The organism is Caballeronia udeis, from assembly GCF_001544555.2.
In the GTDB taxonomy this organism is placed as follows: domain Bacteria; phylum Pseudomonadota; class Gammaproteobacteria; order Burkholderiales; family Burkholderiaceae; genus Caballeronia; species Caballeronia udeis.
In genome coordinates this window covers 63,028-81,267 of the sequence record NZ_FCOK02000034.1, presented here as the reverse complement: position 1 = coordinate 81,267, position 18,240 = coordinate 63,028, and the positions used below count along the sequence as shown (strand labels likewise).

General features: G+C 60.6%; 20 protein-coding genes. 10 read left to right on the top strand and 10 right to left on the bottom strand.

Annotated elements, in window-relative coordinates; all coding sequences use genetic code 11:
* The first annotated feature begins 258 nt into the window (after window positions 1–258).
* Both AWB69_RS23165 and AWB69_RS23160 read left to right on the top strand, forming a co-directional pair.
* Window positions 259–999 carry a response regulator gene (locus AWB69_RS23165; RefSeq protein WP_062089125.1) on the top strand — a complete coding sequence of 247 codons (741 nt, stop codon included), beginning with the start codon at window positions 259–261 and terminating at the stop codon, window positions 997–999.
* 13 nt (window positions 1,000–1,012) lie between these two features.
* A complete protein-coding gene (locus AWB69_RS23160; protein WP_156528945.1) occupies window positions 1,013–2,317 on the top strand; it encodes an ATP-binding protein in 1,305 nt (434 codons plus the stop codon).
* Window positions 2,318–2,535: 218 nt separating this feature from the next.
* On the opposite strand, the gene AWB69_RS23155 is transcribed toward AWB69_RS23160, so the two are convergent.
* From AWB69_RS23155 to AWB69_RS23140, 4 genes are all read right to left on the bottom strand, one after another.
* Complete coding sequence (locus tag AWB69_RS23155) at window positions 2,536–3,252, bottom strand: YceH family protein (protein WP_062089123.1); 717 nt, start codon at window positions 3,250–3,252, stop codon at window positions 2,536–2,538.
* Between the two features lie 215 nt (window positions 3,253–3,467).
* Window positions 3,468–3,881, bottom strand: a complete 414-nt coding sequence (locus tag AWB69_RS23150) for a DoxX family protein (RefSeq protein WP_062089121.1) — start codon at window positions 3,879–3,881, stop codon at window positions 3,468–3,470.
* A gap of 174 nt (window positions 3,882–4,055) precedes the next feature.
* A complete protein-coding gene (locus AWB69_RS47890; RefSeq protein WP_197500300.1) occupies window positions 4,056–4,373 on the bottom strand; it encodes a putative quinol monooxygenase in 318 nt (105 codons plus the stop codon).
* A complete protein-coding gene (locus tag AWB69_RS23140; RefSeq protein ID WP_062089117.1) occupies window positions 4,330–5,163 on the bottom strand; it encodes an alpha/beta fold hydrolase in 834 nt (277 codons plus the stop codon). Before AWB69_RS23140 ends, AWB69_RS47890 begins: the two co-directional genes overlap by 44 nt.
* Window positions 5,164–5,291: 128 nt before the next feature.
* On the opposite strand from AWB69_RS23140, the gene AWB69_RS23135 reads away from it, so the two are divergent.
* The 8 genes from AWB69_RS23135 (at window position 5,292) to AWB69_RS23100 (ending at window position 12,790) form a co-directional block, all read left to right on the top strand.
* The gene (locus AWB69_RS23135; protein ID WP_062089115.1) at window positions 5,292–6,203 is read left to right on the top strand and encodes a LysR family transcriptional regulator; all 912 of its coding nucleotides are present in this window, start codon (window positions 5,292–5,294) and stop codon (window positions 6,201–6,203) included.
* Between the two features lie 234 nt (window positions 6,204–6,437).
* Window positions 6,438–7,067 carry a TetR/AcrR family transcriptional regulator gene (locus AWB69_RS23130; protein ID WP_062089113.1) on the top strand — a complete coding sequence of 210 codons (630 nt, stop codon included), beginning with the start codon at window positions 6,438–6,440 and terminating at the stop codon, window positions 7,065–7,067.
* A 185-nt stretch (window positions 7,068–7,252) separates the two neighbouring features.
* A complete protein-coding gene (locus tag AWB69_RS23125) occupies window positions 7,253–7,432 on the top strand; it encodes a type II toxin-antitoxin system HicA family toxin (protein WP_062089111.1) in 180 nt (59 codons plus the stop codon).
* A gap of 125 nt (window positions 7,433–7,557) precedes the next feature.
* On the top strand, window positions 7,558–7,977 hold the full coding sequence (locus AWB69_RS23120) for a type II toxin-antitoxin system HicB family antitoxin (protein ID WP_062089109.1): 420 nt from the start codon (window positions 7,558–7,560) through the stop codon (window positions 7,975–7,977).
* A 474-nt stretch (window positions 7,978–8,451) separates the two neighbouring features.
* The gene (locus tag AWB69_RS23115; RefSeq protein WP_062089107.1) at window positions 8,452–9,114 is read left to right on the top strand and encodes a DUF3313 domain-containing protein; all 663 of its coding nucleotides are present in this window, start codon (window positions 8,452–8,454) and stop codon (window positions 9,112–9,114) included.
* Between the two features lie 202 nt (window positions 9,115–9,316).
* Window positions 9,317–10,588: a paraquat-inducible protein A gene (locus tag AWB69_RS23110; protein WP_062089164.1), complete on the top strand. Its 1,272-nt coding sequence runs from the start codon at window positions 9,317–9,319 to the stop codon at window positions 10,586–10,588.
* A gap of 76 nt (window positions 10,589–10,664) precedes the next feature.
* Window positions 10,665–12,206: a PqiB family protein gene (locus AWB69_RS23105; RefSeq protein ID WP_062089105.1), complete on the top strand. Its 1,542-nt coding sequence runs from the start codon at window positions 10,665–10,667 to the stop codon at window positions 12,204–12,206.
* Window positions 12,206–12,790 carry a PqiC family protein gene (locus AWB69_RS23100; RefSeq protein WP_062089103.1) on the top strand — a complete coding sequence of 195 codons (585 nt, stop codon included), beginning with the start codon at window positions 12,206–12,208 and terminating at the stop codon, window positions 12,788–12,790. The genes AWB69_RS23105 and AWB69_RS23100 overlap by 1 nt, the downstream gene beginning before the upstream one ends.
* 84 nt (window positions 12,791–12,874) lie before the next feature.
* Here AWB69_RS23100 and AWB69_RS23095 read toward each other — a convergent pair whose 3' ends face one another.
* The 6 genes from AWB69_RS23095 to AWB69_RS23070 all read right to left on the bottom strand — a co-directional run bounded on the left by AWB69_RS23095 (window position 12,875) and on the right by AWB69_RS23070 (window position 18,230).
* Complete coding sequence (locus tag AWB69_RS23095; RefSeq protein ID WP_062089101.1) at window positions 12,875–13,228, bottom strand: RidA family protein; 354 nt, start codon at window positions 13,226–13,228, stop codon at window positions 12,875–12,877.
* Window positions 13,229–13,288: 60 nt separating this feature from the next.
* Window positions 13,289–14,425, bottom strand: coding sequence for an NAD(P)/FAD-dependent oxidoreductase (locus tag AWB69_RS23090; protein WP_062089099.1), 1,137 nt, complete (start codon window positions 14,423–14,425; stop codon window positions 13,289–13,291).
* Window positions 14,418–15,812: an FAD/NAD(P)-dependent oxidoreductase gene (locus AWB69_RS23085; RefSeq protein ID WP_062089098.1), complete on the bottom strand. Its 1,395-nt coding sequence runs from the start codon at window positions 15,810–15,812 to the stop codon at window positions 14,418–14,420. The genes AWB69_RS23090 and AWB69_RS23085 overlap by 8 nt, the downstream gene beginning before the upstream one ends.
* Window positions 15,802–16,173, bottom strand: a complete 372-nt coding sequence (locus tag AWB69_RS23080; protein WP_062089096.1) for a (2Fe-2S)-binding protein — start codon at window positions 16,171–16,173, stop codon at window positions 15,802–15,804. Before AWB69_RS23080 ends, AWB69_RS23085 begins: the two co-directional genes overlap by 11 nt.
* Window positions 16,174–16,293: 120 nt before the next feature.
* Window positions 16,294–17,436 (bottom strand): NAD(P)/FAD-dependent oxidoreductase, encoded by a 1,143-nt coding sequence (locus AWB69_RS23075; RefSeq protein WP_062089094.1) that lies wholly within the window; start codon window positions 17,434–17,436, stop codon window positions 16,294–16,296.
* Complete coding sequence (locus tag AWB69_RS23070) at window positions 17,433–18,230, bottom strand: ABC transporter permease (RefSeq protein WP_062089092.1); 798 nt, start codon at window positions 18,228–18,230, stop codon at window positions 17,433–17,435. Before AWB69_RS23070 ends, AWB69_RS23075 begins: the two co-directional genes overlap by 4 nt.
* Window positions 18,231–18,240 lie beyond the last annotated feature (10 nt).

The window sequence follows — 18,240 nt, the reverse complement described above, 5'->3', positions numbered from 1 at the left end:
GATCGTTGCGATTCAGTCGCGCCGCCGGCACTATAAGACGCAGCGGATTTTTGTTGGTTACCCTTGTCTTACGGCGCCTTAGAGGGTCTGAGCCGACAATCCGGAGCACCACGGGGAATACGTCGAGCGCCGGCACCACTCGCAAAAAAAAACACTGAAATAATCGCTAAGACGCCGTAACACGCCTCCGGTGTGCATCGTTTATAGTCGCTTCGATTGCAGCTTACAAAGCCGTCAAGGCTCATCCAGGTTCACGCCATGTCCAACAGCGAAACCCGAATCCTCCTGGTCGACGACGACGCCGCGCTGCGCGACCTGCTGCAGGCTTTTTTCGATGAACGCGGCCTCGCGGTCACATTCCGGCAAGACGCACATGACCTGAATCAGGTGGTGATGCGCGAACGCCCGTCCATCATCGTGCTCGACCTCATGATGCCGGGCATCGACGGCCTGACGGCGCTCACCCGGCTGCGCGCGGACAATGACGACACGCCGGTCATCATGCTGACGGCGCGTGCGGACGACATCGACCGCGTGGTCGGCCTGGAGATGGGTGCGGACGACTACCTCGGCAAGCCGTTCATGCCCCGCGAGCTGCTTGCGCGAATCAGCGCGGTGCTGCGTCGTCAGGGCGTGGCCCGGTCGCCCGGCCCGACCACTCCGCGCTCGGAACCGGTGCGTTTCGGGCGCTTCGAACTCGACTTCGACGGGCGCACGCTCACGCGCGACGGCGAACCGCAGCGTCTCACCAACAGCGAGTTGCGTCTGCTCAACGTGCTCGTGCGCCATCCAATGGAAACGCTATCGCGTTCGCGGCTGCTTACGCTCTGGTACGGCACGCACGCGGATGTGACAGAACGCGGCATCGACGTGCCAATCTGGCGGCTGCGTCAACTGATTGAAGACGACCCCTCGCAGCCGCGCATCATCCAGACCATGCGCGGGATTGGCTATATGTTCGTGCCGCCGCGAGCCCCCGGCGATACCCCGGATGCATAAGCCGATGCATAAGCTGCTGCGCCCTCTCAACACTATCTTCGGCCGGCTTGCGTTGCTGTCCGTGGGTCTGCTCGTCATGATGCAACTGACGTGGCTCGTGATCGTCGATCGCGAGCGCGGAGTCATCGAGGCAAATCACGTCAGCCGGCTGGTACGGCTGGTGCTGGAACCAACGGCGAGCGCTGCCGACGGCTCGAGTGAGCGTCTCGCCGCCGCGCTCGGCCTGCGTTTTGTCGATGCCGGGACGCGGTCCGCACCGCTCGGTTGTCCCCCGCCCTGCTCGGATACACACGGCCCGTTCGAAGCCTCCGTGCGCGCGGACCTGCCGCCGCAGAGCCGCGTGGTGCTCGACCATACCGAGACGCTCATGTGGGTGCGCTATGGCACGTCGTCGCGATGGCTTGTGATTCCAGCCGTGGTGCCCCCGCTGAGCCGTTTTCTGAGCGCCAGTGCGCTCATGCTGTTCCTCGCCATTGTTATCGCACTGCTCGGCGCGTGGCAGATACAGAAACCCATATCGAGGTTGGCACGGGCAGCACGCGAATTCAGATCGGGGCATCGTCCGCCGATGGTCCTTGCCAACGGTCCATCGGAGGTCAAGAGCCTGATCGGCGACTTCAACGAAATGGCCCGCGAACTGAGCGACGCCGAACAGGAACGCGCGATCATGCTGGCTGGCGTGGCGCATGACCTGCGCGCGCCGATCACGCGCATCCAGGTCCGCGCGAACCTTGTGGCGGACACCGGCGCGCGCGATGGCTTTTTCCGTGACACTGAATCGCTTGCGCAGATCGTCACGCAATTCCTCGACTTCGCCCGCGATACCGAAACAGATGCGCACGCGCCGTGGATCTCAGTCGATGCGTTCTGCCGTTCGCACTACGCGGAAGCTGAAGCTGAAGCGAATGTCGACGGCCACGGCGTGCTCGCACGAGACCCGCTGTTCATGCTCGACCTGCAAGCGGGCGACGACTTTCGCCTGCCCGCCGTGGAACTGGACCGGATCCTGTCAAACCTCGTCGAAAACGCGTTCACCTATGGCGCGCCGCCGTTGTGCATCGCGACGTCGCGGAGCAACGGGCGTGACCGCCTGAGCGTGCGGGATCATGGCAAGGGCATGCCCGAAGCCCATTTCACGCGCGCACTAAGACCTTTCGTGCGGATCGATCCCGCCCGCGGAGGCGACGCGCATTGCGGTTTGGGCCTGACGATCGTGCGGCGTCTCACGCGCCGCTACGGCGGGGACCTGGCCATGCGCAATGCTGACGGCGGCGGCCTCGCCGTCGTACTCGACTTCCCCATGCGCGTGCGCACCTGACACTGTTGCGGCGTATGCAGGTACGCCCGCCTTCAGCAGAGTTGCATTGTGTAATCAGTGACTAAGCCAGCGCAAGGCGCTGCTCGTCAAGCTCATGTCATCCCTGCCGATCTTCTATTACGGCAGCAAAAAGGTGTCGCTGGACGTTGCGAAAATCGAAAAGAATATCGGGATTGCCGACTATGAAAGTGCGATCCAGACAGCGTTCAATGAAATACTTAGGATTGCTCACCCGTTTTATCGAGGGTGATACCCAATTCGGCCGCCATCTGCTCGATCATGGTCCGCAGCCGGATGAACTCCTCGCCAAGCCGTTTGTGCTCCGCTTTGAGCGTCTCGAACTCGCTGTATGAAACGGAGTCGTCCAAAGCGCCGCCGGCTGAAGCTTCACTGACACTGACACTCACGCTCACTTCGCCGCATAACAGATGTGCCCAGCGGCTTTCGCGTTCGCCCGGAGTGCGCGGCAGTTTCACGACGCGGGGCGAATCGCTGGCGGCGAGTTCATCGAGGAATGCCTCGACCGACGAGACATCGGCGAAACCATGCAGGCGTGCGGCATTCAGGCGAAGCTCCGCCGCAGTCTGAGGCCCGCGCAACATCAATGTGGTGAGCAGCGCAGCGGCCTGGCTCGGGATGCCCAATACGCGGTTCATGTTGTGCTCGAAGCGCGGCACGCGGCTGCTGCTGCCTTCAAAAACCAGGCTCAGGCGCTTCAGGTCGTCGACGGTCGTGAGAACCTCGGCCTCGGTGACGTTCATCACCGGCGAGCGCGCGGTCTTCTGGTTGCAGCCGGAGGTCAGCGCGTTGACCGAGAGCGGATACGCATCCGGGACCGTGTGCTGTTTTTCGACAAGTACGGCCAGCACGCGCGCCTCAAGCGGCGTCAGGGTGCGCATGGGCGGGCGTGAGGGAGCAGCGGGAGTGGAATTCATGCTTGACGTCGCTGGGTGCAGATACGGGTGTCGGGCCGGGCGAGAGCCGGGCGGCGGATGTCTATAGGCGCTTAACCAGCCCTGTGAAGACCAGTATGATATCCGCCCTCCCCGGTCCCGAGAATACACGGTGATCGATGCGCTTATGGATGGGCTTATGGATGGGCTTATGGATGGGCTTATGGACGTCCTTATGGATGGGCTTATGGATCGGCTTACCTTCGGTCGATCGAATATTTGCCTGCGCCTGTCACGCACAACAGCAGCAGGCCGCCCATGATGCTGATGTTCTTGTAGAAGTTGATCAGATTGGCCATATACGCGTCACCGGTCATGGTCCAGAAGTGGTGTCCTATGAGCGCCGTGCCCAGCGTGTACAGCGCGAGGATCAGCGCGAGCGGCCGGGTGTAGAACCCGATCAGGATTGCAATACCGGCAAAAAACTCCATGATGACCGCGATGATGGCCGAGACCATTGGAAACGGCGCGCCTTTCGTGGCCATGAAACCGATCGTGCCCGAGAAACCCGTCAATTTGCTCCAGCCGAAGATCACGAACAGGACCATCAGCAGTACGCGTGCAACCAGAATCAATTCGTCTTTACGTTGCTCGAACAGGGTGTATCGCATGATGGCTTTCCTTTGGAAAGAGCACGACCGTACACGGGGATGGAGCGCTCAACGGGCGCCAGTCGAACAGTAGCATCGCTATGTTGCAGTAGACAAACGGCGGGATTGTTTCTTGTTTCTTGTTTCGATAAGGCAAGGAAGCAGCGGCACGCGCAATGAAAAACGCCAGGAGGCTCAAGGCGACCTGGCGTTACCGCTCACGGCCTGCGTTGCCGTGGACCACGTCGTTATCTCAGCCGGTTTCGACAGCATCTGAGCCAGCCTTGCCATATCGCCGCGCTCGGTCCGCCATGCAATGTACGTCTTGAATGCCGCTTCGCTTTCCCACTCTTCGACAAACAGGATCGCGTTGGCGCTCTCGGCATTGCGGAACGCGCGAACCGATCGCGCGCCCGGCGAAGAAGACGTTTCGCGCATCAGCGCAGGCAGTCCGCCAACAAAATCCGCCTCAAAGTCGTCCTTCACGTTCATCAGCAGGGTCTGTGATTGCATCGCCGCCGGCGCGCTCAAGCCCATCGACAAACTCGCGAATGATCCCGGCCACTTCCACCGGCGATTCCAGCGGTGACAAGTGCCCGGTACCGGGCAGCACATGCATGACCGCGTGCGGAACACGCGTGAGCAATTCCGCTTCGAGTATTGCGGTGCCGTCGATACGGTCAAGCTCGCCGGCAATCACGATAGTCGGGACATTGATCGCAGCGACATCGAGCGTGATGTCTTCCAGGCTTGTGGCTTGGGGCCACGCCAGCTTCGCCTGAGACGCACCACGCAGGCTGTCTTCAATCACCTGTTCCCGGTGCTTCGGGCTGAGCGGTCTGGCGGTCAGCATCTGGTCTATCGCCATGCCGACGGACTCCCGCGAGAGGTAAGCGCCTTCCATTGCCGCGCGCACTTCAGCAGGCAGGACCTGCGGCACGGGCGGAGACGGCGCAACCAGCACGAGCCCGGCGAGCCCCTGAGGGCGACGCGACGCGAGCAACTGCGCAATCTTGCCGCCCATCGAGTGGCCCGCCAATACGAACCGGTTCAGGTTCATTACGGCAATCATGTGCTGCGCGTCGTCGGCGAAGTCGGCGAGCGCGTATCCGGCGGCCGGCGCGTCCGAATCGCCCCAGCCCCGCAGGTCCGGCGCGATGGTCCTGTATCCCGCCGGAAGCGCCGCGATCACGTCATCCCACGTGCGCGACGACCCTCCCCAGTAATGTAGAAAAACGACCGGCAGTGCGCCGACGCCCTGGTCTTTCACGTGAATCTGTATGCCGTTGGACGCTACTTTCATCTCAAACTCCTTGATATCGGCGGCTTGACCGCGGTCGGCCAAACTCACAAGGCGATGTTAGATTAGCGAATGAAAGGCGATAATCCCTTCTTCTGTATCATCACCTAGTCATCCGGCTATCGAATAAAATGGACCGTTTCGCAAGCATCGCCGTGTTTGTCGCCGCCATTGACGAGGGCAGTCTGGTGGCCGCCGGCAAACGTTTTGGCCTGTCCGCTTCCATGGCCGGCAAATATGTCAGCGCGCTCGAAGCCGAGTTGAACGTGCGCCTGCTTCATCGCAGCACCCGGAGCCTGAGCCTCACCGACGCCGGGCGCACGTACTACGTCCGGTGCCAACGCATCCTCGAAGAATTCGACGATGCCAACCGGGAAGCCAGCGACGCGCACAGCACGGTACGCGGCACCTTGCGGGTCGCCGCGCCTGTCACGTTCGGTGCAATGCATATGGGCGAGGTGGTCGCGCGCTACCTGGACGATCATCCTCACGTCAGCATTGAAGTCTCGCTCGACGATCGTTATATCGACCTGCAAAGCGCGGGTATTGACGTCGCTATCCGCATTGGCAAACTGCCCGACTCCAATCTCGTCGCCCGGCGTCTCGCACCCTGCCGCATGGCGATCTGCGCGTCACCGGCGTACCTCGCGCGCGAGGGTGCGCCAAAGAATCCCGAAGACTTGCGGCGTGCACCTCGTCTTGCGTTCAGCGAGGCGGTATCGGTTCCCGAGTGGACGCTGACGGATAAACGGAATCGCGAGCATGTGATCGACGGACCGCTTCGGATGCAGGCCAACAACATGCAGATGCTGCGCTCCTCAGTGCTCGCGGGAGTCGGAATTGCGTATGGCCCTACCTTCGTTTTTGGGCAGGATATCAAGGCCGGGAACCTGATCAGGCTGCTGCCTGACTACAGGACGGCGGAGCTGACCATCAACGCGGTTTATCCGACTGCGCGCTATGTGCCGTCGAAGGTTCGACAGTTCATCGATTACCTCGCCAACGCGTTTCGCGACGAACCGCCATGGGACCGCCTTGACTGATCGCGTTGAATCACCACTGACGGGGGCATGATGACGGCCCGCGCGCAGTAGCCGGCTGATGACCCATGTAAAGTTCAGGTCCAGAGGTCGCTTTAAAAGTATGCGAAGCTATACGCTAGCCGTCAGGCAGGTATCCCCTCCCGGGATAAAGAACAACAACGCTTGAGCAACTACTCATGTTCTGGCGATTTTTTATGCAGTTGCGTGAACTCGTATCTGCTCTTGAGAGAATTTATGGACAATCCAACCCGCTCGGAACGCTCCCGTGCAGCGGCCATCCAGGCAGCGCTCACCATCGTTTGCCGCGATGGTCCGGGCCAGCTCACGTTCGACGCCATCTCGCGCGAAAGCGGTATCAGCAAGGGCGGCCTGATGCATCAGTTCCAGACAAAAGGAAACGTGCTGAAAGCGTTGCTCGAACACCGGACCGAGTATTTCGAGAACTTCTCCCGAGACTACCTGGCGAAGATCGATCCCGAAGAACCCAGCCCCACGCTGCTGTCGCAGATCGCCACAACCCGCGAATCCATGGCCCAGCAGAACCCGGTCGGCCATGCCATTCTGGCGGCTCTGGTGGAAGATCCCTCACTGATGACCTCCATTCGGGAAGCAGATGCGAAAAGGATCAAACGCATCAAGGCCGAAGCGACGGACCCGGATCTGGCCTTGCTGCGTCTGGAAGCGGCAAGAGGTCTCGCGTTGAGCGCCCTGCTCGGGCTCTGTCCGCTTTCCGACAAGGAGCGGGGCCGTTTGTTCGATCGTCTGCTGGACGAGCGCCAGTGGCCGTCTTCTGCTGAAGCGCCCAAAAAAACGCGCTCGGTGCGCGCGTCGCGCAGCGCAAGCGCGCGCGATCAAAGCGCCTGAAAAGAGCTTATCCGCTGGGTGACAAGCCAGGTCCGAACGGATGTCAAACTCCGAGATCAATCCCCCCGATGTCCAGGTCAGCGCGCTTCCCCACAAATAAACACAACACATTTGTTGCATTTAGTCGTTGCATTTGACAACACATATGTTGTATCATGGCTTCGCTTAACGATAGCAGGAGGCCTATGAAATACAGCGAGTTCAGAAAGTGGCTTAAAAACCAAGGCGCAGAATTCAAACCAGCCAAAGGTAGCCACTTCCGAGTAACTCTTAATGGCAAGACAACAATTTTCCCGGATCACGGCAGCAAAGAAATAGGAACGGGGTTGGTTGAGCAGATTAAGAAACAGCTTGGATTGAAGTGAGTTAGTGGCCCCGAGAGGGGCTATCTTCACACATTCGCTGTAGATAGCAGGTCGCAAGATCGTTGCAATGCAGGACATCGCACTTCGGTTTTGAAGTGTGAAAATTATCGGAGAATCACATAGCCATGTTGTCTTATCCTGTGAAATTGGAGCTAGATACGAACAACACGTATCTGGTGACCTTCCCGGATATCCCCGAAGCCGTATCTGTCGGAGACGATGAAGACGAGGCACTACTTAACGCGCTGGACGCATTGGAGAGCGCCATCGAGATCTATTTTGACGAGAAGCGGGAGGTTCCCCCTCCTTCAAAATCAAAGAAAGGACAGCCTGTCGTGACGTTGCCGGCACTCGTCGTTTCGAAGGTTCTGCTCGCCAACGAAATGATCCGTCAGGGTATTAAGAAGTCGGAACTCGCGCGTCGTCTGGACGTACATATGCCACAGGTCGATCGGCTACTCGATCCGCGTCATTCGTCCAAGTTGGATGCCATTGAAGCGGCGTTCAAGAAGCTCGGCAAACGGTTGGAAGTATCCATCGTCTGATCAGTTTTTTCACAGAGTTCGGCCCCGGACGCATTGGCGTTTCCGGAGCCTTTTAATCGAAATGCAGTCCCATCTCGTCGCTCTCGGTGCCGACTGTTCGCAATAGCACCTTGGATTGTTGTGCCAAAGCCAAGCGGGGCGTTCAACAGAGAAAAACCCGCCAGGAGTGGTTGACAGGCCTTGCTAGTCCGCTGAGCTGGGCCGAGTTTGGCTTATTGAACCGCAGGTCGAACTCATCTAATGGCCAAGCCTCCCCTCCGACCGTCTCGAGGTATCCCTGAATCCGCGACGCAGCGCATTTGCCCCATTTGCGTGCGTCCGTAACAAAACTGCCATGACGTTGATGTCTGACACATCCGGCAGTTTATTTTACAAACAAACCGCCTGGTCGGTTTACATTCATATTAAGCGATGTTAGGCTGGCGCCACACATGAGCTGTCATGTCTGATGCAGAAACCGAACCGGAGATGTGAATGGTCAAGACGATCAATTCGCGGCACTTGCTGCTAACAGTGATTTGCGCAGCCTTGGTGGGTTGCACAACCGTGAATCCTGTTGCGTATTCAGGGATTGAATCGTCATCCTATTTAAAACCCGATCCGCAGGATGCGACCGGACGAGTGCCTTATCGCTTCTCGACCCAGGTGGATTGGCGGCAATACCGCCGGTTGATCATTGATCCGGTGGTGGTTTATCGGGGCGCTGACAACCAGTTTGGCGACATGACTGATGCGGACAAAGCGTCCCTCGCCAGCTATATGCAAACGAAGTTTGCGGAAAAACTGGGAACCCGCTTCGAACTGGCGAACAACCCAGGTCCGGACACGCTGCGCGTCAAGCTGACACTGACGGGCGCGGCGACTACCACTCCGGTTATCGGCACCCTTTCGCGGTTCGACATTGCCGGCGGCTTATACAACGGCGTGCAAGCGGCCCGAGGCAAGGAAGGCGCCCTTACAGGTTCCGTCATCTACGCCGTCGAAATCCATGACGCTTCGACCAACCGCTTGCTCAGTGCCTACGTGACAAAACAGTACCCGAACCCGTACAACATTGGGGCAAGCGTCGGGAAGCTGAACGCGTCGAAGACCGGTATCGAAAAAGGGGCTGACGCGCTGGTCGCGCAGCTTAAGTGAAGCCGGATAGGGAACAACCAGGTCGGGTTCGAGCAACGGCCGATCCGGTATCGCCTGTAGGCGCGGAACCTCCTGGAACGCGGCCAGCCATGCCGCTTCTCGTCAAGTCAGCCGATCTCTGCCGCGCCCGCACGAATATAGCCGCGCCAGTCGGATAAAAGGTATGCGCTACGGATCAAGCGCCCGCCAGCGGATGTCGAAGATGAATGAAGCCAAGTTAATCGCATGTCACGAATGTGATCTGCTCCAGTGGGAGACGGAACTAACGGACGGTGGTACTGCACGTTGTCAACGATGCGGCGCTACCCTCTACCGCAGCCTGCCGGCCACATTCGATCGCGCACTGGCGCTCACCGTGGCTGCGGCCATCCTGTTCGTGGTTGCCAACTGCTTTCCGGTCGTCGGGCTTTGGGTCAATGGCACGCTTGTCAACACCACGCTGTTCGGTGCGGCTTCATCGTTGTATGCAGACGGCATGTGGGCCATAGCAGGCCTTGTCTTTGTGACCACTATCCTGATGCCGTCACTGAATATGGCGGCGGTGATTTATCTGCTATTACCCTTGCAGCTAGGCGGCTTTCCTCAAAAGCCCGAGATTGTTCTTCGGGTGCTGCGGCACATCGCGCCCTGGGGAATGATTGAAGTGCTCATGCTCGGCTTGCTGGTCGCACTCGTCAAACTCCAGCACATCGCATCCGTCGTTCCCGGCGTTGCGATCTGGGCATTCGGCGCGGTGATGGTGCTGCTTGCGGCTGCGGCCGTGACGTTTAATCCACGCGATAGTTGGGCGCGGATCGGCGGTGTGCGAAACGACGGTGATGTGTCATACGGGGTCGCCGCAAGCTCCTCCACGACGGCTACCGGCGCGCGTGCCGGTCTATTCACTTGCCACCACTGCGACCTGCTTTCGAAGCCGTCCGCTCACGCGCACGGCGCGAGTTGCCCAAGCTGTAGCGCAAGCTTGCATCTGCGCAAGCCGGACAGTCTCAAACGCACCTGGGCATTCATCTTCGCCGCCATGATCCTCTATATCCCTGCCGTCCTTTTGCCGGTCATGGTCACCAGTACCCTCTTCGGCGCGCAATCCGACACGATCCTCAGTGGTGTTGTTTATCTCTGGACGACAGGATCGTGGTCGCTTGCCGTTATCGTTTTCATTGCAAGTGTCGTGGTACCCATGATCAAGATCTTGTCGCTCACCTATCTCGCGTGGAGCACGCAGTTGCGCTCCGCGTTGATCCCGCGTGAAAGAACCCGCATTTACCGGATCGTCGAGTTTGTCGGCCGTTGGTCGATGCTCGATATCTACGTCATCACCATCCTGGTCGCCCTCGTGCAATTCGGTTCGGTTGCAAGTATTGAAGCCGGGCCTGGCGCCATCGCTTTTGGCGCGGTGGTCGTGCTGACCATGTTCGCCGCGTTGTCATTCGATCCACGGCTTATCTGGGACGCAGTGGAGCTGGAACGTGAATAAGGTGCCGGGAGAGGAGGATCGAGAGGACGCGCCCGTTTTCCCCACAGCGGCGGCGGCCGCACGGTCGAAGTGGCGCATGCAGCTTGTGTGGTTGGTGCCGCTTGTCGCCGTGCTGATTGCCGGCTGGCTGGCGGTGCAATCCATCATGCAAAAAGGCCCCACCATCACCATCAGCTTTTCGACCGGCGAAGGAATCGAGGCGGGCAAGACGAAGATCAAGTTCAAGAACGTGGAGATTGGAACGATCAAAAGCGTGGCGCTCTCGGACGATCACAAGACGGTCGTGGCGAGTGCCGAGATGTCCCGCAACGCGTCCAGCATGCTGGTTGACGATACCCGCTTCTGGGTCGTTCGACCGCGCATCTCGGGCGGCACCGTGTCGGGCATAGGGACGTTGCTATCCGGCTCGCACATTGGCATGGACGTTGGCACGGCGAAAGAGTCCCGTAGCGACTTTGTCGGACTCGAGACGCCGCCCGTCCTCGCATCCGGTGCGCCGGGACGCGAGTTCGTGCTTAAGAGCGAAAACCTGGGATCGCTCGACATAGGTTCGCCGGTCTTCTTCAGGCGGCTTCAGGTGGGTCAGATTGTTTCGTACGCGCTCGATCCCGATGGCAAGGGAATGACCTTGCACGTGTTCGTCAATGCGCCTTACGACAAGTACGTGACGAACGACACCCGTTTCTGGCATGCGAGCGGCGTTGACGTGTCGTTGGACACGACCGGCGTGAAGATCAACACCGAGTCACTGGTTTCCATCCTGATAGGCGGCCTCGCCTTCGAGGACCCGCCCGAGACGACCAACAAGCTTGAAGCCGATGCACGGCACCAGTACACGTTGTTCTCCGATCGGGCCGAGGCCATGAAGCGGCATGACGCAATCGTCGATAAATACGTGCTGAACTTCAAGGAGTCTGTGCGCGGGTTGGCCGTCGGTGCGCCCATCGACTTCCGGGGGATCGTGATTGGCGAGGTTTCCGCGATCAAAACGCACTTCGATATGGTGAACAAGGAATTCAATATCCCCGTCGAGGTGAGCATTTTTCCCGAGCGTTTGATCGAGAGCGACGACTCGGAGAACCGCAGCACGCGTATTCCGGCGGAACGAAAAGAGTTCGCCGACTTCCTGGTATCGAAAGGGCTGAGGGCGCAATTGAGGACCGCGAGCCTGCTTACCGGACAACTGTATGTGGCTATCGATTTCTTCCCCGCCGCGCCCAAGGCGACCGTGGACTGGACTAAAAAGACGCCCCAATTGCCAACGGTGCCGGGCAATCTGCAGGGTTTGCAGGACTCCATCACGAGTCTTGTCGCCAAGCTCAACAAGATTCCGTTCGAAGGAATCAGCAGTGACCTGCGCAAGACGCTGAGTGACGCGGACGTGCTGGTGAATACGATCAATACCGATCTGGCACCTGAAGCAAAAGCGACGTTGGCCGCGGCTCGCGAAGCGCTCACGTCGGCCAATCGCGCGTTGCAAAGCGACTCGCCAATGCAGCAAAGCACTACCGACACCATGCGCGAGTTGTCACGGACCGCAGCCTCGTTCCGCTCGCTTGCGGAGTATCTCGAACGCCATCCGGAAGCGCTGATCCGTGGCAAGACCGGGGACAAGTAATGCGATTTTTCTTGCTGTCTTTGAGCGTGATTGGGTTGGGTTCTTTGTCGGGATGCGCGACGTCGCCTGAATCGAAGTTCTATACGCTGAACGCTGTTCCGGTGGTCGAACAGTCGCCAAAGGTCGCGCGGGTGGCAATTGCTATTGATCCGGTTACGGTCCCCGAACTGATCGACCGATCGCAAATAGTCACCAGGGTGGATGCGAACCGCGTGTCTATCGATGAGTTCGCTCGTTGGGCCGAACTGCTGAAAAGCCAGATCCCCCGAGTATTAGCGGCGGACCTTGAGCAGTTCATACCGGGTGCGATAGTGTCCACTTACCCGCAACGTGTGGACGATAACGCCTACCGTGTCTCGGTTGACGTGCAGAGATTCGACACTTCGATGAGCGGCGCAGTGACGCTGGCTGTGATCTGGTCGGCGCGTCCGCCCAACCGAGGAGAGCGGGTGAGCGGACGCTCGGTCGTCCATGAGGCTGCGGATGGGCCCGGCTATGATGCGCTGGTGAAGGCGCATAGCCGGGCTCTTGCGTCGGTGGCGAGCGATATCGCCGCGGCCATGCGTTCGGCTATGGGACCGTGAACAACATGAGTGACGGTTTAAACGGACGGAGCGATCGCCGCTGAATTCAGCATCGGCTCACGCGCCGACCTTCACCCCGCAAAATCACGCCAGCGCAGTCACCGTGATCTCAACCAGCAGATCCGGCGCGGCCAGCTTCGACTCCACCGTCGCGCGTGTCGGCGCGCAACCCGGCGCGACCCATGCATCCCACACTTCGTTCATGCCCGCGAAGTCGCGCCCAATGTCTGCCAGCCAGACTTGCGCAGACACTAGCCGCGTTTTATCAATACCCGCCTGCGCGAGATAACCATCGATCTTCGCAAGAACCTGCTGCGTCTGTCCCTTCACATCAAGCGTGCGGTCATTCGACGTTTGTCCGCCGACGAACACCAGCCCTGCAGCCTTCACCACGCGGCTCATCCGCTGATTGGTTTCGAACCTGACGATATCGTTCATAAGTATTCCTTGTTTATTTAAAATAACCATCAATCAGCATGGCACAACCATGTGTCATCTCTATGCCGCCGCAACATCCTTGAACCGGTCGATGGCAAACGCATCCAGCGGCAACGACGCTACGCCGTCCAGCACCAGCTCGGAGACCAGCTTCCCGCATGCCGGCCCAAGCTGAAACCCGCTGCCGCAATACCCGAACGAATAGGTCAGGTTGGACGCACGCCGGCTGGGCGAGATCACGGGCAGCGAGTCATCGGTAAAGGCTTCCACGCCCGCCCATGCCCGGTTGATCCCGAGATTACGCAAATGCGGGAACAGATCGACAACCGTGTTCGCGCTCTTGACCAGCCGCGCGAAATCGACTTCACCATGCCGTCCGGGCAGGTCCGCGATCCCGATCAGCTTGCCGCCAATCACCACCGTGCCGTTATCGAATTGCTTGAACGAGAGAGGCCGTCCCGTTGCGCCCAGCGTCGCGCGGCAGAACGGGGCGGCCCGATGCGTGACCATCAGCATCAGCCCTTCCGGATACACCGGCACGGGCTCGCCCACTTGCTGCGAAAGTTCACCCGCCCATGCCCCGGCCGTGACCACCAGCTTCGCAGCCGAGAAAACTCCGGACGGTGTATGCGCGAACCAGCGCCCGCCCTTCTGTTCAATGCGCGTGACCGGTGTGCCTTCATGGAACACCGCCCCATGACGCTCTGCTGCCAGCCGGAACGCGGTGGTCGTCCTGAACGGCAACGCATAACCATCGCGTTCGACCCAGATGCCACCGGTTACATGCGGCGTAAGCGCCGGCTCCAGTTCAAGCAAGGTCTCGCGGTCGATGATTTTCTCATGCGTGAAACCATGCGCCTCGAGCAGCGCGACACGTTCGCGGCATTCATCGAGTTCGGCTTCGGTCTCCGCAATCTTCAACTGGCCCGACGCCACGAAACCGCAATCGTCACCGATCGTATCGACAATGTTGTGCCAGATTTCCCGCGACATCAGCGCCAGGGGAATCTCGGGCAATGGCCGGCCGAGCGTGCGCACGCCGCCTGCATTAACGCCCGATGCATGGCGACCGACGTAATCGGCTTCCAGCACGGTCACGCTCGCGCCGCAGCGCGCGATATGGAATGCGCTGCTCGATCCGTGCAGCCCACCGCCAATAATCAGCACGTCCGACTCATTGGCTACGGGCTTATTCACCGGCCAGTTCTCCGAGCGTGAGCGGTTTGATCGGCGGACGGATGCGGTAGTAGCCCACAGTCTCGGGAGCCACGCTGCGCGCATCAGCGATAATTTCTGTGACGGTCAATCCGCACAGGCGACCTTGACATGGACCCATGCCGCACCGGCCGAAGGACTTTGCCTGGTTCGGTCCGAGACAGCCGAGCTTCACGAAATTCCGGAGTTCACCGGCAGTCACTTCCTCGCAGCGGCACACAATGACCTCGTCCTTCGGCACGCGGTTTTCATCGCGTGGACGATAAAGACTGTCGAGGAAAGGACGAATGCGCATGACCTCCGCCAGGCGGCGAAGCAGCGGCGCGGCGCGGCGATCGCGCGCGGCGGTATCAATCGCGCCAAGCTGCGCGGCAATCGCCAGCGCAGTCACATCGCCTTGCGTCTCTGCCGCCTGCGCGCCGCCAATGCCGCCGCCGTCGCCCGCGACGAAGATGCCCGGGACATCAAGCTCGCCCCACTGATCGGTGACGGGCGCGAAGCATAACTGCGCTTCGTCCCACTTATGCGCCGCCCTGAGCGAAAGCGTGAATTGCGTATTCGGCACCACGCCCTGATGCAGCAGGATCACGTTGGCCTCGATCCGATGCGACACACCACGCACCGAGAAATTTAATGCCCGTGCCCGCTCGGAACCGTCTTCATCTATACCGCTTTCCACCCGAAGGTCGTCGGCGGCTTCATGCATCGGCACGCCCGCCTCGCGCAAGGTCCGCATCAACTGCAGGCCCTTGCTCAGATACGGCCACGCACGCAAAGCGGACAACATGTGCCGCTTGGCGCGCCAGCGGTCCTCGTGACGCGTGGTATCCACCAGCGCGCGAATGGGTACACCCGCGCGGACGTACTGCCATCCGAGCAGGTAAAGCAGCGGTCCGCCACCGACGAGTATGGGCGGTTCGGCCGGCACTTCGCCCGCACTTTTCAGCAGGATCTGCGCGGCGCCCGCGGTCATCACGCCGGGCAGGGTCCAGCCGGGAATCGGGAAGGGCCGCTCCAGCGCGCCGGTCGCGAGCACCACGCGCCGGGCCTCGAAGCTGCTTACCTTGCCGTCCTTGAGATAGTGCACCGAGCGCTCACGCGTGACTTGCCAGACCGATGCGTTCGGCACATAACGCGCACCTGAGCGTGCAAACTCGCTTGCCAGCGCAGCGCCGGCGGCATAGTCCGGGCCGAGGATGGTGCGGCGTTGCGCGTCGCTTCGTTCGATCGCGCGATAGATCTGGCCGCCCACCGCTTCCTGCTCATCGAGCAGGACCACGGACAGGCCCGCTCTCGCAGCCTGGGTTGCGGCAGCGAGCCCGGCAGGTCCGGCGCCGATCACGGCGACATCGACAATTTCAACGGCCATGAGCGTTCTCCAGGGGGTTCACATCCGAAAACGGCGGCAAATCGCGCGCCCCCTCTTGCGAATGAATACGCATGCCGTCCTGCACCGTGACGAGGCAACTCTGGCGGCTCGGCATGCCGTCGATCTCGACCAGGCATTCGAAACACGCGCCCATCATGCAATACGGCGCACGTGGCGCACCGGACACCGGCGTCGCGCGAAACCGCTGGACGCCCGCGGCCAACAATGCGGCGGCAACCGAGCGTCCGCCCGGCACGCTGAGCGGCTGGTCGTTGAACCAGATCTGGAGAATGGTGGCCTCGGCCTGAGCATCGGTGCCGGCGGCTGGCGAGAGCACTCTGAATAGCGGTTTTGAAGTCATAGTCGGACAGGTCGAAGCAAAGCGGAATGTCGGCGTTCAGGACGCATCGCGGAGAAACGGCAAGGGCAGCGGCAGGCCGCCTCTGATGCCGGAGTCGATGCAAGCGGGACGTTGAAACGGCTAATGAGCATGGCTGGTCGCGTGATCGGCGGCGAGAAAACGGCCGCCCCGGAATGCGGCGAGTTCATCGGGGATCGGTCCGCCCGTGATCCACGGAGCGATGCGCATGGCATGCGCCGCCGCGAGCGTGACGCCGCTGTGACACGTGACGACGAACGCGCCGGGATACTGCAGCGACTGCTCGTAGATCGGGAAACCGTCCGGACTGTAGACACGTAGGGCGGCCCATGTGCGTACCAGCCGCACGTTCTTCAACAACGGAAACGCACGCACGCCGCGCCGCGCGATGGTCGACAGCACATCGGCTGTGGTGAAGTCGTTGTAGCCGACCTCCTCCATTGAGTCGCCGAACTGGACCGAGCCTTCATCGGTCTGACGCACATTGATGGTCGGGTAATGCAGGAACGGCGCGACCCGTTCACTGACCAGCACTTGTCCGCGATTCGGCGCAACCGGCGCATGCAGACCCACCTGGGCGCTGAGCGCACGGTTGCCAAGGCCTGCTGACAGCACGACCTTAGGCGCACGCCACACAGCGTTCTTGCCATGCACGGCGAAACCGTTGGTCTCGGGAACAATGCGCCCGATGTCCTGGCCGTTGATGAGTTTCACGCCCCGCCGCTGGATGGCGTCGTGCAGCGCACGCAGCAGCTTGAGCGGATTCACATGACCGTCCATGGGCGTATAACTTGCGCCGATCACTTCAGGTCCGACGGCAGGCAGGCGTTCGCGCAACTCCTGCGCGTCGAGCAGTTGATAGGGATACTCGCCGCCAAGTTCTGCCTGCAGCGTGGACAGGCGCTTCTCGCGCTCGGCCATCTCTTCGTCGGAGAAACACAGGTGGAAACCGCCCGGCTGCTTCAGCGATACATCAATCCCGGTGTCTTCCAGCAACGCTGCAGCGAGTCCCGGCCATAACCTGGACGAACTGCGCGACCAGCGTGCATAGGGTGTCAAACCGTAGCCTTTACCCTGCACCCATACCAGTCCGAAATTGCCACGCGACGCACGAAAACCGCCATCGCCCTGGTCCAGCACCGTGACCTTCGCTCCCTCGCGCGAGAGCCCGTAGGCCACCGCGGTTCCCACCAGCCCACCCCCGACCACCAGCACGTCGGGACTGTCGACTGAATGACCTCTCATCGTGTTTCTCCAATCAGGACGCGGTCCAGACCCACCATCCGGTCGAGCACCAGCATCAGAACTATTGTGCCGACGATCAACACGGTCGACACGGACGCCACCAGTGGATCGATCGTCTGCGCGATCTGGTTGTACATCGCGACGGGCAGCGTGGTCGTGCCGGGAGTCGCGACAAAAATGGTCATCGTGAGTTCGTCGAAGCTCTGGATGAACGACAGCACCCAGCCGCCGGCCACGCCGGTGCGGATCATCGGCAGCACGACGCGGCGAAAGGCGGTGAAGCGGCTGGCGCCGCACGACAGCGCCGCGCGTTCGGCATCGCGATCAAGACCAATAGCCGATGACAACGCGAGCCTCAACGCATACGGCAACACAATGATCACGTGCGTCGCGCACAGCGCCCAGAACGAACCGCCAAGCCCGAGCAAGCTCAGGAATCGCAGGAACGCGATGCCGAGCACAACAGCGGGGATCATCATGGGCGAGAGGAAGAAGCCGGTCAGCGCGGCGCGGCCCGGGAAACGATAACGGGCGATGGCCAGCGCCGCCGGCAACGCGAGCGCCACCCCGACTGTCGCCGCCACCAGCGCGAGGCGCACCGAGAGCCAGAAGGCATCCACGATCTGGTCGTTGTCCAGGATCGCCCTGAACCAGCGCAGCGACGCGCCGTCGAACGGCAGCGAGATGAAGCCCTTGTTGGTGAACGAGACCGCTATCACGACGACCAAAGGCGCGGCGATGAACGTGAGAAATAGTGCGTTGAACAGCAGGCCCAGGAATCCGTTTTGTTTCATGGCGTCTCCC

Bases quoted from the DNA above. Each gene is read 5' to 3' on its own strand.
- AWB69_RS23165 (WP_062089125.1), top strand. From the start codon at position 259: ATGTCCAACAGCGAAACCCGAATCCTCCTGGTCGACGACGACGCCGCG.
- AWB69_RS23155 (WP_062089123.1), bottom strand. From the start codon at position 3,252: ATGAATTCCACTCCCGCTGCTCCCTCACGCCCGCCCATGCGCACCCTG.
- AWB69_RS23150 (WP_062089121.1), bottom strand. From the start codon at position 3,881: ATGCGATACACCCTGTTCGAGCAACGTAAAGACGAATTGATTCTGGTT.
- AWB69_RS47890 (WP_197500300.1), bottom strand. From the start codon at position 4,373: ATGCAATCACAGACCCTGCTGATGAACGTGAAGGACGACTTTGAGGCG.
- AWB69_RS23140 (WP_062089117.1), bottom strand. From the start codon at position 5,163: ATGAAAGTAGCGTCCAACGGCATACAGATTCACGTGAAAGACCAGGGC.
- AWB69_RS23135 (WP_062089115.1), top strand. From the start codon at position 5,292: ATGGACCGTTTCGCAAGCATCGCCGTGTTTGTCGCCGCCATTGACGAG.
- AWB69_RS23130 (WP_062089113.1), top strand. From the start codon at position 6,438: ATGGACAATCCAACCCGCTCGGAACGCTCCCGTGCAGCGGCCATCCAG.
- AWB69_RS23125 (WP_062089111.1), top strand. From the start codon at position 7,253: ATGAAATACAGCGAGTTCAGAAAGTGGCTTAAAAACCAAGGCGCAGAA.
- AWB69_RS23120 (WP_062089109.1), top strand. From the start codon at position 7,558: ATGTTGTCTTATCCTGTGAAATTGGAGCTAGATACGAACAACACGTAT.
- AWB69_RS23115 (WP_062089107.1), top strand. From the start codon at position 8,452: ATGGTCAAGACGATCAATTCGCGGCACTTGCTGCTAACAGTGATTTGC.
- AWB69_RS23110 (WP_062089164.1), top strand. From the start codon at position 9,317: ATGAATGAAGCCAAGTTAATCGCATGTCACGAATGTGATCTGCTCCAG.
- AWB69_RS23105 (WP_062089105.1), top strand. From the start codon at position 10,665: ATGCAGCTTGTGTGGTTGGTGCCGCTTGTCGCCGTGCTGATTGCCGGC.
- AWB69_RS23100 (WP_062089103.1), top strand. From the start codon at position 12,206: ATGCGATTTTTCTTGCTGTCTTTGAGCGTGATTGGGTTGGGTTCTTTG.
- AWB69_RS23095 (WP_062089101.1), bottom strand. From the start codon at position 13,228: ATGAACGATATCGTCAGGTTCGAAACCAATCAGCGGATGAGCCGCGTG.
- AWB69_RS23085 (WP_062089098.1), bottom strand. From the start codon at position 15,812: ATGGCCGTTGAAATTGTCGATGTCGCCGTGATCGGCGCCGGACCTGCC.
- AWB69_RS23080 (WP_062089096.1), bottom strand. From the start codon at position 16,173: ATGACTTCAAAACCGCTATTCAGAGTGCTCTCGCCAGCCGCCGGCACC.
- AWB69_RS23075 (WP_062089094.1), bottom strand. From the start codon at position 17,436: ATGAGAGGTCATTCAGTCGACAGTCCCGACGTGCTGGTGGTCGGGGGT.
- AWB69_RS23070 (WP_062089092.1), bottom strand. From the start codon at position 18,230: ATGAAACAAAACGGATTCCTGGGCCTGCTGTTCAACGCACTATTTCTC.